The sequence below is a fragment of the Caldithrix sp. genome (assembly GCF_056497305.1).
Genome location: NZ_JBSMDE010000173.1, coordinates 19,729 through 35,551, shown reverse-complemented (window position 1 = coordinate 35,551; position 15,823 = coordinate 19,729). Strand labels below are relative to the sequence as shown.

The following is a 15,823-nucleotide window of genomic DNA, read 5'->3' as shown; positions in this document are numbered from 1 at the left end:
TGCGAAGGGGCAACTTATGCCCAGGCGGTGAGGAACCGTGCCGGCATGTCATTCTGAGAATCCCTTACATTGGCAGACCATTCGAAAGAGCAATGTAACTCGTGCTTCAATCCGCGACTTTGTGAGGGCGAAGCATTTATGGCGAGCTTTTTTTTTAAAACCCATCCCCCCGGCCCCTTTCCCTTTAAAAAAAGGGAAGGGGGAGTTTAAATCTTTGCTTTGTAAAATTTGATTTTTAAATGTTCATCTACTCAAACGTTTGGGATTGCCCTGTAGGTTTTGCCTGGCCTGCCTCAGCAGAATCTTTCCCCCATCCAGACGACGGATGAAAACAATGTGCTCCCAGAAGGCCTGGCCCAATTCAACATCAAACTGCAGTAACGGTTTCAGCTCCTTTCCGTTAAAGATGAAGTACTTATTCTGATTCAACAAACGAAACAAAATTTCAAGCCCCCAGAACCGTCGCCCCGACCAGTGGTGTCGATTGCTCAGTATTTCTTGCAAATGGACTTCCCTCTCCGGTAGCTCGAGTTCCTTCAGGAAATTGACCATACGCGCCAGGATGAACAGGGTAAAAATGGAACGGCGCAGCGCGGCATCATCCGTTGCCCCTAAACTGGTCAGGCGCCCGTACACCCAATCGGCCTGTTGTTTTAAAGACAGTTCCCTGTGAATGGGCATGCCCGGTGTCACGTAAAAGGGCGAAACTCCAATACGCACCGGCATGGCGCTTAAAAATTTCTGGGTCTGCAACATCGATTCCGGTGTGTCAGCGGGTAATCCCAAAATCTGATAAGAAACAATGCGCATTCCCAGGCTGTGCGCTCTGTTCACCAATTGTTCAAATCTTTGTAAATCATGTGGCCGTTTAAGCCTTTTTAGCAACGTTTCGTTCGTTGAGACCAGACTGAGATTCATTTCCCGGAAACCCGCGCGCCACATGAGATCGATCAGGCTTTCATTCAATCGAAAATAAGAAAGACCATTCATGGCCATGAATTCTAAGGCATGGCTGGCGCGCAGCTCAATGAAAGCCTTACAAAGCCGTTCAAAGCGTTTCTGATCAAAATTCAGATTATCATCTTCAAAATCGATGATTTCAATCCCCTCTGCCAGGCGCTGCTCGATTTCGTTAACAATATTTTGCACACTGCGCAGGCGAAAGGCATGTCCAAAGGTCTGATGCACCGAACAAAACGCGCATTTGTACGGGCAACTGCGTGAACTGACTAAAAAACTCATGCGCTTTTTTCCAACCCGATAGTGCTCAGCGGGCAGATCGCTAAAATCCGGAAAGGGAAGTTGATCAATGTCAAAGTTTTCGGCTCTGTGCGTTAAGACCGGACAGCCGTTTTTATCTTTAAAGCCCAGGTTGGGTACTTTTAAAAAGTCACGGGAAGTGAGCCATTGCCTTACCAGCTCAACCATGGGCCGCTCCCCTTCTCCCATAATCACGAAATCCACAAAGGGCAAAGCGAGCAATTCCTGGGCCCGGACTGAAGCATGCGCTCCGCCAATGAGAATAGGCACGTCCAGGGTTTCGCGGACAGCCCGAGCCAGTTCAAGAGCCTGCGGCGCGTAGGCCGTAAAAAGCATGGAAATCCCCACGAGATCAGGATTCAGGGCCTGCAACTCGCTGAGCACCTGTTCAATGCTGGCGCCAAAACGGTAATAGTGGTGAAAAGTAGAAAAAGGGCTTTGATCCTGCAAAGCATAATACGGTTTCAAAAATCGGAGCTCTTCTGGCAGAGCCAGGGTTCGCCGACCATAGCCCTGCTGAAAATCTTTTAAAATAACATCCACCTCCGGAAAGTGCTGTTTAACAGCAGCTTTTAAATAGGCAAGCCCTATGGGTTGCAGCCGAATGGGCGTGGCATAAAAATCTTCAATCGGCGGTTGTAGCAACACAATGCGCATTTTATCTCACTTTATTAATAAAATTGGGCCACACGCCAGGAACCGCTATCGCGCCGTTCGCCGGCGGAAAAAGATGGCGTTTATTGCCCTCGCTTTTGCATCCCTTCATCGTTTGATATTTAAATTGGCAATAAGTTGCCTAAAATCTTAAATTTTTGCAATTAAATTGCCTGGAACAATTTCAGGTTTTTTTAATAGAAGCCATATTCGTAAGAAAAATAGTCAATTAATGGGAATAACCGCTGCATGAATCTTTACTTCAAAGTACTGAGTTTTATTAAGCCGTACTGGAAAGGCATTGTACTCATCATACTGCTGACCTTTTCCTACGTTCTGTTTAACAATTTATCGATCTGGATTTCTGTGGATTTTGTGCGCGAATTGTTCAGTCCCGCTTACATGGAGCAGGCCGCTCCAGCCCAAACCCAGGACGCTCCCTCATCCGATCTGACACAAAAATTGGGTAAGATAGCCGGGCAGAGCCAGGGGCTCTACCAGCAAATAAACAATAAGATCAAATCCTTCATCTTGCGCAAAGATCGGTTTCAGACTTTAAAGATCGTTTGTTTTGTCATTTTCATTGCCTTCTTGTTGAAAAACGTTTCGCAATACAGCCGCAAGCTGCTGCTCACCTTTATTCAGGCGCGAGTCGTGGTCGATATTCGCAACCGCCTGCAATTTAAGCTACTACGCCTGCCACTCTCTTTTTTCCATCAACATCACAGCGGCACCCTCACTTCGATTGTGTTCAATGATGTAAACGCCATCCAGCAGGTGCTGAATCAAAGCTTTGGCAAGATCATTCTTTCCCCTCTGCAAATCATCGCCAACATTGTGATTTTACTGCTGATTAGCGTTAAACTGTCTTTAATTACCTTCATTATTTTACCGGTTAGCTTTTATGTGATTTACAAGATTGGGCAAAGCATTCGCCGTCGCAGCCGACGCGTTTTCCAGCAGGTAGCGGATGTCGTGCTGGTCTTTCAGGAGGCGATTTCGGCCATAAATATCGTCAAGATTTTTACCAATGAACCTCGTGAGGAAAAGCGTTTTAAAGAGACCAATTTTCAATATTTCAAGAAACTTTTCCGCGCGGAACGATTGAAAATCGCCACCACGCCCATTAACGAAATTTTATTGGTTCTTACTCTGGTGACCTTATTGTGGATTGGCGGACGTATGGTGTACCAGAATGCCGGTCTGCAGGCAGAAGATTTTGTCCGTTTTCTGGTCTTTCTGTTTGCCATGTTCAAACCCATTCAGGAATTTTCGGGCATCAATAACGTCATGCAAACCGGTCTGGCCGCCTCGGAACGCGTCTTTAATATTTTAGAACAGCCGGAAGAAACCTACGATCCGCCGGGCGCCATCGACCTGGCTGACTTCAAAGACAAAATCCTCTACGAACATGTCTATTTCAAATACAACCACGACGACGATTTTGAATTACAGGATTTAAATTTCAGCATAAAAAAGGGCGAAACCGTCGCTTTTGTGGGCCACAGCGGCGCTGGTAAAACCACCATTGTGGACCTGCTGCCTCGCTTTTATCCGGTTACAGCGGGTCGCATCACCATAGATGGTATAGACATTAACACTATTAAATTGCTTTCTTTACGTAAACTGATCGGTCTGGTCAGTCAGGAAACCATTCTCTTTAACGACACCATTCGGGGCAACATCGCCTATGGCGTGCCCAACGCCTCGGAAGAAGAGATTATTCGGGCGGCTCGGGCAGCCAATGCCTGGGATTTTATTCAGCAGTTTGAACTGGGACTCGACACGCACATCGGCGAACGGGGCGTAAAACTTTCAGGCGGGCAAAAACAAAGGCTGGCTATTGCCCGCGCCATTCTTAAAAATCCACCCATTCTCATTTTAGACGAAGCCACCTCGGCGCTGGATACGGAATCTGAACGTCTGGTGCAACAGGCCCTGGATCACCTGATGGAAAACCGCACCGTGCTGGTCATTGCCCATCGTCTGTCCACCATTCGCAATGCCAATAAGATTGTGGTCATGCATCAGGGACGTATTGATCATATTGGGTCACATGAGGAACTTTACCAGAAAAGCAGCATTTACAAAACCTTGTACGACAATCAACTCTTGGCCGGCCAGTCCGCTAAACAGAGTGCAATCGGAGAGGCGTAATGAACACAGTCTTTGCTTTTTGGTTGGGGATGTTCCCACTTCTTTACGGACCTGCGCAGCAGGTTACAGCTTTAGATGTAAATGCGCAACAATACACGGTTTCTGAACTGCCTTTTGAAATCGGGGAACGTTTGTCGTTTCGCCTACGCTACGGTTTTATTACCGCCGGGAAAGCCGAAATGAAGGTGCTTGGATTGAAAAGCCATGAGCAGGATCGCTATTATCATATTCAAACAACGGCCCGTAGCACGCGCACTTTCGATTGGGTGTACAAGGTGCGCGATGTGGTCAATTCGTACATGGACGCTTCCAGGCTTTTTTCGCTTCATTTTGAAAAACTGCTGCGCGAAGGCGGTTACAAAGCAGACACCTTTGTGGATTATTTTTACCAGGATTCCGTAGCGCGCGTAACATACCTGCGTTACAAAGACGGTATGAAAATCAGAAAAAAAGAGACTTACGAAGTAAAAATACCGGCCAGCGGCGTGTTTGATGCCCTTTCGGCCTTTTACTTTTTACGCACCCAGGATCTGAAGGCCAACGACACGCTTTACATTCCAACCCACGAAAAAAAGAAAGTTTACCAGTTACCGGTGATTGTTTCCGGCCCGGAAGTAGTTAAAGTGAAAGCAGGAAAATTTCGTTGCTGGCGTCTGGAGCCTTCCTTGATGGAAGAGGGGATTTTTAAGCACGAAGGCAAAATCACCATCTGGCTAACCGCCGACTCCCTCAAAATTCCGGTGCAGATGACCACCAAAGTCATTGTGGGGCATATTACGGCCGAATTGACCAAAATCAAAGGCATATCCAGAGCCATACCGGCAAAGCTGGATTAGAATACTTCCTTCAAAAGATCTAATCCCGCCACAGCGGGATGCGAAAATTTTAATGCCGTTTTAGGGAGGACGTGTTGAAGAATTGGTTTAAATTATTTCTGCGAATATCTGCTAAATCTGCGCGAAATATAATTGTGATTAAAACAGTTTCTATCAATTTTGGTTGCGGCTATGCTGCCTTAGATTAAAAAAACTGATTTTCAGATTTAAAAGAAATTCAATTATTGTCAAGAGGCTTAAAAAAATAATTTTTATGTTTAACCCACAAAAATTTACAAAACGTGAAGCCTTTTTTTGAGACTATTTCAAAAAAAATCATATCATTTTTTTCTTAAATTTCAATAAGTTAAGAATTTTTATTTATGAATTTTTGGGGGACATTCAGAACCACTTTGTTCTGGAACGGCCAGTCGCTATAGCTGCGTTAAAAAATCCAAACCAATTCCGCTCCCGAGGTTAAATTCTGCTGTCAAATCAATTTTACTTCGGATCGATCGGCCATGGAAGCGTACAAAGCATCGATGACTTTCATGGTCTGCACGGCATCCTGCGCCGAAGAGATGTTCTCTTCCTCTCCCTTAACCACTCGGACAAAGTGCTGAATTTCGGCTTCGTAGGCGCGCAAATAGCGATCTCTGACTTTCTCATCCGAAATCGGGGTTACCGTAACCAGATTACCATGCAGCTCTTTTTGAATGCGTAGAGGATTCAGATAAGCCGAACCGTTTTTACCAAACAGATGTTGATACTGCACATCGTGATCGAGGTGCAGATTCCAGCTGACCTCGATGGTCATGCTCACACCGTTTTCTGTTTCCAGCACGGCCAGAGCAGAATCTTCCACCTGATACTGGGGTTTGATATTGTAACCAAACAAACGCACGGAGCGGATTTTGGGCTGATCCATAAGAAAGAGCGCCATGTCGATCAGTTGAATTCCCAGGTCCATCAATACTCCGCCGCCGGAATATTGCTTTTTGATCTGCCAGGTTAAAAGGGTCTCTTTGGTCCATTTCTTGAGCCAGCCGGCTTTCAGGTAGAAAATATCTCCCAGCTCGTTTTCCTGCAGGAATTCTTTTAACAATTTAACATCGTCGCGAAAGCGGTTGTGCATGCCCACCACCACCGGCACGCCGCGTCGGGCAGAAAGATCGGCAATACGCTGAGCGTCGGAGGCATTGAGGGCAATGGGTTTTTCGATCAGCACCGGAATATCTCGCTGCAAGGCCATCAAAGCCATGGGATAGTGGTAATGATTGGTCGTACAGATGTGCAAAGCATCAATCTTTTCCCTGGCTAACATCTCATCAAACACATTGTACCATCTGGGGATTTTAAATTTGGACAGAATACGGGCCATCTTTTTTTCATCCACATCACAAACTGCCACAATCTCCACATCCTCCATTTTTTTCAGGCTTGGCAAATGGGCAACCTGGGCAATCTTCCCCAATCCTACCAGAGCAACGCGTAATTTTTCCATACTGATTTCTCCTGGACCTTATTCTCTTAAAAAGGCTCTAAAATGATGTTCATTCAATATTGAAATGGCCTGTCTGGCTTCTTCCATGTTGTCAAAAGAGATGCGAAACACCCCGCCCTCTTTTTCGCGCACTTTTAACAATTCAATATCGCGGATATCGATCCCATGCTCGGCTAACGCATTGGACATGCGGGCAATCGTACCGGGCTGATCCTGCACATAGACCAACACATCGATCAGGGGATGTAAAAATCCCTTAGAAGCTTTAGGAATCTGATTACGATAATAATTGGCGGAATGGAAATCTTCAGACAGGTCGCTGATATTTTCCGTTTGTCTCTCCAGAAGACGGATCAATTCCTGAAGGGCCTGTTTAATATTGTTCTGATTGCGTTCTAAAATATCTTTCCAGATGGCAAAATTACTGCTGGCAATGCGCGTTAAATCGCGGAAACCGCCGGCAGCCAGATCCAGATAGGGCTTATGCGGGTCATTCTTCTGGCCCACCATGTTTACCAGATTGATGGCGATGAGTTGTGGCAAATGGCTGATCATGGCCATGATTTCATCATGAATCTGTGGGGACAAGAGCAGAACTCTGGCCTTTATTTCTTCCAACAATCGGACCAGTCTGTTTTCGGCCATTTCCCGATTCTGTTCATTGACTCCGGTGAGAATGTACACCGCATTTTCGTAAAGTAAGGGATTGGCCGCTTCCATACCGCTCTTTTCTGAACCGGTCATTGGATGCCCGCCAATAAAAGTGGCGCTGAATTGCAGTTCGTCTACAATCTGGTGCACATTTTGTTTGGTACTACCCAGGTCGGTGACGATGGTTTGTCGATCCACCACGCCGTGCAGCTCTTTTAATTGTTTTTCAATGATCTTGATGGGCGTGGCTAAAAAGACCACGTCTTTACCGGCGCAATCGTCTGGCCATTTGCGCACCAGGCGATCAATGATCTTCTTTTCCAGGGCCTGCTTGGTCACAGAGGGGAAATCATACCCCCAGATTTCAATTTGCGGTCGTTTATTCTTAAGAGCCAGAGCCAATGAACTGCCCATCAACCCCAGCCCGCTGATCACAATTTTCATCTTTTACCACCTTGCTCTACAAAATTCATCTCCGGCTTAAAATGGATAGCAGCACTCAGGCAAAACATAGGTCAACAATTCGATTCCCTGTTTTTGCTAACGGCATCTCATTGTTTGGGAGCAGCGATTTTTCGTCCGATCACCTCGGCAATGACGCGTATCTGTTTCATCAACTCATCGAACTGATCGGGATAGAGCGACTGCGCGCCATCGGACAGGGCGTGTTCTGGATCGTGGTGTACCTCGACCATGATGCCATCCGCTCCGGCAGCTACTGCGGCCCGGGCCATGGGAATCACTTTATTGCGCAACCCGGTGCCGTGAGAGGGATCGGCAAAAACCGGTAAATGGCTTAGTTTTTTAACCACCGGAATAGCGGAAAGATCGAGCGTATTACGCGTGTACGTTTCAAATGTTCGGATGCCGCGCTCACAGAGGATCACCTCTTTATTGCCACCGGACAGGATGTATTCGGCAGACATCAGCCATTCTTCGATGGTAGCGGCAATGCCCCGTTTCAGGAACACCGGTTTTCGGGCCTTTCCCAGGGCCCTGATGAAGGAGAAGTTTTGCATGTTGCGGGCACCGACCTGGATGATGTCGGCATAGTCGCTGATCAATTCGATCTGATCCTTATCCATGGCCTCGGTGATAACCAACAGCCCAAATTTGTCCGCAGCCTCCCTTAAAATTTTCAGTCCTTCCTCGCCCAGGCCCTGGAAAGAATAGGGCGAGGTTCTGGGTTTAAAGGCGCCTCCCCTTAAAATTTTTACACCGGCTTTGGCAACGCGTTCAGCAATAATCATGACCTGTTCTTTGTATTCAACCGAACAGGGCCCGGCAATGACCACCACTTCATCGCCGCCGATCTCCACCTCTCCCAGTCGAATGCGCGTATTCTCATGCTGAAATTCGCGGCTGGTCATCTTGTAGGGAACCGATATTCGATAGGCATCGGCCACCCCCGGTAAAACTTTGAGATCGCGGATATCTAATTTGGAAACATCGCCAATTACGCCTAAAACAATGTGTTCAACCCCGGTGGATCTATGTACAGAAAGCCCCTTTTCATCGAGGAACTCTATAACATGCTCTATCTGGCTTTCCGTAGCCTCTTTTTCCATCATGATTACCATAAAATTTTCCTCCTAAAGTGATTGAATCGAATCCAAATAATCCTGCAAAATAAAAACCGCAGCGATTTGATCAATTTGCTGCCGCTTTTTACTCGGTTTTTTACCAACACGATGGAGGGCATCGTGCGCCCGTTTGGTACTTAAGCTTTCATCGACTTCAATAACAGGAATTGTCAATCGTCTACGTAATTTTTCAATTAAACGAAGAATTTCTTCAGTCTTTTGCGAAATATTCCCTTCCAGAGTATAAGGAACGCCCACTACAATTTTTGTGACGGAGTGCTCATTTATGAGGTTTTCTAATTCTCTGGCAAATAATTTATATCCTTTCCAGGGGATGGTTTTGAGAGGGTGGGCTAAAAAGGCTAACTCATCGCTTATGGCCACTCCCACCCGCTTCCTTCCAATATCTAAACCTAATATTCTCCCCATAAAAAACAGATTACGTCTGCTGGCCTATGGATTTATTCTTGCTCTGGAGGTAAAGGTTCTTTCAGTACTTCTTTTAAGAGCTTCCCTGCTTTAAAATGCGTTTTACGACGGGCCGGAACATAGATGATCTCTCCGGTACGCGGATTTCTGGCTTTTGGTTTGGGTTTGGTCTTTTTAACTTCAAACACACCAAAATCGCGAATTTCTATTCTAACCTCGGGATCAGCCTCGCTCAAGATTTTGCGTAGAACCGTAAAGACCGCATCAACAAATTTTTCCGCCGTATAAATCTTTTCGTTTAGCTCCTGCGCAGTCCTTTTGGCTACATCTTTTTTCGTAACCGTTTTCATAAAGTTTACCTCCAAATATCCTGTTACTATCTCACCATTAAATATTGTTTAAACTGAAAATACAATTAATTCTTTTGTAAATCAAGACAAAAAGTTCAATAATTGTTAATTATATTGAATTTAACTTCAAACCGAGGTTTTACATCATAAATTCAGATACTGGTTCAACGTCTGGGGCAGCCAGGCCTCTCGGGATTTAAAAACATTTTCATATTCTGGCAGGTAAATCAGAGAATCCGACGCAGCAGGTTGAGGACGGCCCAGGGTGAAGCGCGCCCAGGGCGCTTTGGCCGGCGTTTTGAAGTAAAATTGAAACCGCCGCCCACGGTCGTTACTCAACGCTTTCAGGCGTTTGTTAAACCAGAATTTCTTTTGTTTGCCCCGGGTATGGAGCACCAGGAGGATGGGATGGCGCCAAACCAGATCATCCGGATAAAATTTGAGCACACATTCCGCCCGATAGACCAGGGAATCGAGTACCTGATGCGGTATGTGTTCCACCGTATGTCCAGGCTCTTCTTTGTATTGTAATTGGACTAATTCCACACGAAGGGATTCAAAGTGATAGGGATAGAAAGAGGACTGTTCCTGCGAAACCGTAAGCGGGGCACAGGCCCCAAAAAAGACCAGGGCCAGCATGCTAATCAATTTACTGCAAGGTAAGCTTTGTTTCATTCAATCAGTTTCTTTAATTCATCCAGTTTTTGCAAAGCTTGTAGTGGAGTAAGGTTGTTAATATCGACTTTTTCCAGCTCTTTTTTGACTTTTTCGTCTTTCTGCTGGTCTTTGTTCTCCAGGAAATCGAACAGGCTTAGCTGATTGGCATCGTAGGTGCGTCCGGAGCGCCGCGTGGCTAATTTGGGTTTGCGTGTGGTCGGCGATAGCTCATTGGCTTCCAGATTGCTCAAAATCTCCTTGGCGCGGGCGATTAAGGGTGCCGGCAGGCCGGCCATCTGAGCCACGTAGATGCCGTATGAATTATCGGATCCGCCCGGTACAATTTTCCTCAGGAAAACGACCTGATCTTTCCATTCTTCCACGGCCACATTGTAATTTTTGATACGCGGATAGAGCAAAGCCAATTCTGTCAATTCATGGTAATGGGTGGCAAACAGAGTTTTGCAGCGTAAACGCGGTTCCCGATAGATGTATTCGGCCACAGCCCAGGCAATCGACAAACCATCAAACGTGCTGGTACCGCGTCCGATCTCATCCAGCAAGATTAAACTGCGCGTCGTGGCATTATTTAAGATGTTGGCCGTTTCATTCATCTCCACCAAAAAGGTGCTTTCTCCAGAAGCCAGATTGTCTGAGGCTCCCACGCGCGTAAAGATGCGATCCACAATACCGATGCTGGCCTTTTTCGCCGGAACAAAGGAGCCGATCTGGGCCATTAAGACGATTAAACCTACCTGACGCAGGAAAGTGGATTTACCGGCCATGTTGGGCCCGGTGATGATCCAGATCTGTTCCGTTTCCGGGTCCAGGTAAGCGTCGTTGGCAATAAAATCCTCGCCCGGCGGCAATGTTTTTTCTACCACCGGATGGCGGCCTTCGCGGATTTCCAGAATGGTACCGCTATTGATTTGGGGACGCACGTAATTGTTCTCAACAGCGGCTGTGGCCAAACTTAAAAAGCAATCCAGTTCGGCGATTAAACGGCTGTTGCGCTGAATCGGTTCAATATGCCGGCTTACTTCTTCCCGGATTTCCTGAAATAGCCGGTATTCCAGGTCATTGATCTTTTCTTCGGCACCTAAAATTTTATCTTCCCACTCTTTCAACTCCTGGGTAATGTAGCGCTCGGCATTGACCAGGGTTTGTTTTCGTACATATTCAGGCGGGATTTTGTCCTTATGCACATGGGTGACTTCGATGTAGTATCCAAAGACTTTGTTGTAATTGACCTTTAAGGTCGGAATGCCCGTGCGTTCGCGTTCCGTTTGCTGATACTCCAGTAGCCAGTCCTTGCCCCTCTCGGAAATCTCCCGTAATTCGTCCAGTTCTTTGTTGTAACCCGGCCGAATAATACCGCCTTCCTGTAGGGTAAGTGGCGGATTATCAACAATGGCCTGATCGATCTTTTGCGTCAGATCATCCAGCACGGTAAAAGAGGCAAAGTGTTGTCGCAAACTCTGACATTCGGATCGCTCGATGATGGATTGAATGGGTACAATCTGTTTTAGGGAAGCGCTCAAATTTTGCACATCGCGGGCATTGGCCCGATTAGTGACAATTTTGCCCAGCAGGCGTTCTGTGTCGAACATTTGTTTCAGCTCGTCCCTGAGGTCGCGGCGAATGTCCGGCGATTCAAACAGCTCACTTACAATATCCAGCCGGTGGTTGATTTCGTCTTCATTGAGGAGCGGTTGCTGAATCCACTGCTTAAATAGCCTGGCGCCCATGGGCGTAGTGGTAAAATCGATGAAGTGCAGCAAGGTATTGCGCCGGCCGCTGCCAGCCAGGGACTGGGCAATTTCAAGATTCCTTCTGGTACTTTCATCAAGTACCATGTAATTGGAAAAATTAATGCGTTGCAGGTGGATAAAATGTTCTAAGCGGGTTTTGTAATTTTCCTGCAAATAATGAAGCACTACGCCGGCGGCAACAATGCCGGCATCCATGTCTTCGATTCCGAAGCCTTTCAGGGAGTGGGTTTTGAAATGTTGCAGCAGAAGTTCATACATGTAATTTCGGTCAAACAACCAGTCATCGCGTTTGGTAAGCAGGGCATTCAGGTGATTGGTCGTTAAGCGCTGCACCTCATCCAGGCGTGCGGAAGCCACCAGAATTTCTCGCGGCTGGTAGCGAACAAGATGTTCTAACAGATGTTTTGCCGGAAATTCGGCCACCTGAAAACTGCCGGTGGACACATCGGCAATAGCCATTCCGCAGAGCTCTTCATCCAGATGAACGGCCAGCAAAAAGTTATTGGAACGGCTGTCCAGCAGTTTTTCAGAAAGCGTAACCCCCGGCGAGGCGATTTCTACTACTTCCCTCTTTACCACGCCTTTGGCCATTTTGGGGTCTTCCACCTGCTCACAAATGGCCACGCGTAATCCAGCATTCAGCAGTTTGGGCAGGTAGTTGTCCAGAGCGTGGTAGGGAAAGCCGGCCAGCGGTACGTCGGCCGCTTTGCCGTGGGCACGCTTGGTTAAAGCAATGCCCAGAGTTTTGGACAATAGCTTAGCGTCTTCGTAAAACGTTTCGTAAAAATCGCCCATACGGTAGAGGAGCAAAACATCTTTGTAATCTGCCTTGATGCGCAGATATTGCTCCATTAACGGCGTGGTCTTATTGTCTTTTTTCTTTTTTCCCTGTGCCATACACGATTAAATTTTTACTGGAATAATGGGTAAACTAAAATAAAAAGTACTGCCCTTCCCTGGTTCACTTTCTAACCAGACACGACCATTGTGCAGCGAAATAATTTCTTTACTGATGGCCAGCCCCAATCCGGTGCCTTTCAATGAGGCATCTTTGCCGGCTTCTGTTTGTTCGTACTTATTGAACACCTTTTCCTGTTCTTCGGCAGGAATGCCGACGCCGGTATCCTTCACCGCCACATGTACGGCCATGATTTCATCGCCGGTCAATTCATTTTTTTCCTTAACCAGACGACTGGAAACGGTTACTTTTCCGCCGGGACCAGTAAATTTAATGGCGTTGCTCAAATAATTGTTGAGCACCTGTTCAATGCGTAAGCGATCAAATTGTAAGAAAGAGATGTTCTCGTCCAGGTCCAATTCCATCTGAATGTTCTTTTTACGGGCCAGAATCTGGTAATGTTTAAACACGGTTTCAATGAGGGCATTAATGGAATTAATTTCGATATTCAGTTCAAAACGTCCGGCTTCCAATTTCGAAGCGATCATGAAATTGTCAATTAACTTTAAGACTTTGTCCACATTCTCTTTGGCAATCGACAGCAGTTCGGCCTGTTCCGATGAAATATTGCCCACCACCTGATTACGCACGATGTCGATGTAGCCCTGGATGATGTTAAGAGGCGACCTTAAATCGTGAACAATCATGGAATTAAAATCGGCTTTTAATTGTTCCAGGCGACGCTGGGGCCTTAAGTCGGCCAGAACGCCAATAAATCCTGCTTTTTTAACATTCTCGTAGTAGGGCGTTAAATAGATTCTAAACGGAATATATTCATTGTCATTACTCATCAGTTCAATTTCGATGCCATCTCTGGAAAGCCGTTCCAATTCTTTGGAAGAAAGATTCTTACGCGTCAATTTAGCGATCTGATTTTCAAATTCGCTGCGGGTTTTCAGCGAACACAAATCGTAAAAACTCTGATCCAGCAAGGCATTCTGATCGTTGTATTTCAACATATTGACCAGGCTCTGATTGATGTAAATGATCTTGCCCTGAAAATCGCAGGTCACCAGGCCCATAGTCATGGTTTCGGCCAACAAACGGTATTTTTCTTCGGAATTCTTTAAATCGAGGTACAGTTTGGCATTTTCTAAAACAACGGCGGCCTGGTTGGCAAAGTACTCCAGGCTGCGCACCTTTTCTTCGGTGGGCCGCACGCGGTCAACCGGATCATTTACAGCAATGTAACCCAATTGCCGGCCCTTACTGCGGATGGGGATGATCAGCCAGTCTTCATCACTCCATTCCCGGCCCAGAGAGAGCTGGAACTGGAGTTGATCTTCGGGGGTAATATTCTCTTTGCTCAACTGGTTGTCATAAAAATAGGAGTGGCTGATTCGGAAGGCCTTATTGATCAGCTCCACAAAGAAGCCATTGTTGTTCGAGGCCTTTATTTTTTCGTAAGAAGCCGGGGTCAGGCCGTAATAGCAGACGTTTTCAATCTGGTTGGAATAGGGATTAATCTGGTCGAGAATGACGATATTCCAGCCTAGAGTTCGGCGAATGGCGGTAGCGATTTTGTCCAGCAATTCATTGACATCATTTTCCAGGGTTAAATCTTTGCCCAGTTCAAAAATGCGGTCCAATTGTTTTAAGGTCTTTTGAGCCTGCTTAACCACGCGGCTCTCTTCCAGCACGGCTGTAGCATTGGCAATTAACTCTTCGGTTTCCATGATTTGAGCCGGAGTGAATTGTTGATCCGGCCGTTCGGAGGCCACGACCATCAAACCTTTTTTTTCACTGCCAATGCGCAAATTGTACAAAATACCCTGATGGAAATCCCTGCCTGTGATGGTTTTCAGAATATTTCTGACATCATGCATTTCCTGCTGATCGAAATTTACCACAAAACTGGACACATCCGATTCCAGAAATTTTTCGATGGTTGGATAGTCTTTTAGAAGAATGATGGGCGGTTTTTCCTGCTGGAAGCGTAGTTCATTGCCATTGGGCTGAAAAAAGTATTGCGGATACAAAAAGCGGAATCCCTCATGAAAATTAAAAAAGATGCTGATATCGCCCTGCAGATGCTCCAGCAATTGCTGATTGAGGTGCCGGGCCACTTTATCTTCGTTCATGCGCCGGAACAAATAACGGATTTCCGTTGTGTCATCCGTAGATTTTTCTGCCTGCGCCTCGCCTTTTAAAATTTCGGCAATGCGCCGTTTTTCAATATTGGAGACAAACAGCAATTCATTAAAGCGATCGCGGGACAGATTCACTTCGTTCTTAAAACCAAACAGAATTAGACCAAACAGTTGCGGGCTGAAACGTAAGGGAAACTGATAAAAGGTTTTTCCATGAAGACCTATTGTCGAAAGAAAATCGAGGATGTACGGATCCTGGACGCGATCGGCTTCAAAATTGGGATGGGTGATGAAATAGCGCTGCCAGAAAGGAATGCTTAATATTTCATTTTTGGCCTTTGTGCCCAGGCGATTTTTGGAGAGTGCCGCGCTAAATTCGTAGTCTTTTTTCTTATTGTCATAAATGAAATGCACTAAAAAATCGGGATCGACCACCAATTGAATAAAATGGCTGACTGTCTCTCCCAGCTGGTACACATCGCTGGTACTCAAAATGGAGTACTGCAACTCCACAATCTTCTGCAGGTCCCACATCTTTCGTTCGTAATTGAGGATGCGCTCCCGCAATTCCAGATGAATCTGAATTTTAATCTTTAACTCGCTAAAGTTGGGCGTTAGTTCAATGGTGTCATCAATGCCTAACTTTTTTATTTCCAGACGTTCAAACAATTCCACATCCGGAATCATCACGATAATAGAGATCAGCCGGCCCGCTTTTAAGGAACGGATCTTTTTAATAATATTTTTGGCTTTGGCCGTTAAGGCAGCGCCCCACAGGATCAAATCCGGTTTCATGGATTTTACCAGGCTGAAAACATCATCGACATTAGGCGGAATGATGATGGAATAGCCTACTTCTTTTAAATAGCGGGCAATCCGTTCCTGAATAATATTGTTTCTATGGAGGATTAAAATTTTTTTCCGACCGTTCATCTTGCTGCTA

The 15,823-nt window shown here is 46.1% G+C and carries 11 protein-coding genes; 2 read left to right on the top strand and 9 right to left on the bottom strand.

Annotated features, from left to right (window positions below; genetic code table 11):
• Positions 1-243: 243 nt before the first annotated feature.
• Entirely contained in the window at positions 244-1,917 is a 1,674-nt protein-coding gene (locus tag ACWB0I_RS14510) for a B12-binding domain-containing radical SAM protein (protein ID WP_479388789.1), read from the bottom strand.
• Between the two features lie 246 nt (positions 1,918-2,163).
• Between ACWB0I_RS14510 and ACWB0I_RS14505 the strand changes: the two genes are divergently transcribed.
• Together ACWB0I_RS14505 and ACWB0I_RS14500 are read left to right on the top strand one after the other, a co-directional pair.
• Positions 2,164-4,071 (top strand): ABC transporter ATP-binding protein, encoded by a 1,908-nt coding sequence (locus tag ACWB0I_RS14505; RefSeq protein ID WP_479388788.1) that lies wholly within the window; start codon positions 2,164-2,166, stop codon positions 4,069-4,071.
• Positions 4,071-4,907, top strand: a complete 837-nt coding sequence (locus ACWB0I_RS14500; protein ID WP_479388787.1) for a DUF3108 domain-containing protein — start codon at positions 4,071-4,073, stop codon at positions 4,905-4,907. The genes ACWB0I_RS14505 and ACWB0I_RS14500 overlap by 1 nt, the downstream gene beginning before the upstream one ends.
• 469 nt (positions 4,908-5,376) lie before the next feature.
• Here the strand turns inward: ACWB0I_RS14500 and ACWB0I_RS14495 are convergent, their stop codons facing one another.
• The 8 genes from ACWB0I_RS14495 to ACWB0I_RS14460 form a co-directional block, all read right to left on the bottom strand.
• A complete protein-coding gene (locus ACWB0I_RS14495; RefSeq protein WP_479388786.1) occupies positions 5,377-6,390 on the bottom strand; it encodes a Gfo/Idh/MocA family protein in 1,014 nt (337 codons plus the stop codon).
• An 18-nt stretch (positions 6,391-6,408) separates the two neighbouring features.
• On the bottom strand, positions 6,409-7,485 hold the full coding sequence (locus ACWB0I_RS14490) for a prephenate dehydrogenase (protein ID WP_479388785.1): 1,077 nt from the start codon (positions 7,483-7,485) through the stop codon (positions 6,409-6,411).
• 107 nt (positions 7,486-7,592) lie between these two features.
• On the bottom strand, positions 7,593-8,621 hold the full coding sequence (gene aroF, locus ACWB0I_RS14485; RefSeq protein ID WP_479388784.1) for a 3-deoxy-7-phosphoheptulonate synthase: 1,029 nt from the start codon (positions 8,619-8,621) through the stop codon (positions 7,593-7,595).
• Between the two features lie 12 nt (positions 8,622-8,633).
• Positions 8,634-9,053 (bottom strand): Holliday junction resolvase RuvX, encoded by a 420-nt coding sequence (gene ruvX, locus ACWB0I_RS14480; protein WP_479388783.1) that lies wholly within the window; start codon positions 9,051-9,053, stop codon positions 8,634-8,636.
• Positions 9,054-9,085: 32 nt separating this feature from the next.
• On the bottom strand, positions 9,086-9,403 hold the full coding sequence (locus tag ACWB0I_RS14475; protein WP_479388782.1) for an HU family DNA-binding protein: 318 nt from the start codon (positions 9,401-9,403) through the stop codon (positions 9,086-9,088).
• 144 nt (positions 9,404-9,547) lie between these two features.
• Positions 9,548-10,078, bottom strand: a complete 531-nt coding sequence (locus ACWB0I_RS14470) for a hypothetical protein (RefSeq protein ID WP_479388781.1) — start codon at positions 10,076-10,078, stop codon at positions 9,548-9,550.
• On the bottom strand, positions 10,075-12,729 hold the full coding sequence (gene mutS, locus ACWB0I_RS14465) for a DNA mismatch repair protein MutS (RefSeq protein WP_479388780.1): 2,655 nt from the start codon (positions 12,727-12,729) through the stop codon (positions 10,075-10,077). The genes ACWB0I_RS14470 and mutS overlap by 4 nt, the downstream gene beginning before the upstream one ends.
• Positions 12,730-12,735: 6 nt before the next feature.
• Positions 12,736-15,813: an ATP-binding protein gene (locus tag ACWB0I_RS14460; RefSeq protein WP_479388779.1), complete on the bottom strand. Its 3,078-nt coding sequence runs from the start codon at positions 15,811-15,813 to the stop codon at positions 12,736-12,738.
• Between the last annotated feature and the right edge of the window lie 10 nt (positions 15,814-15,823).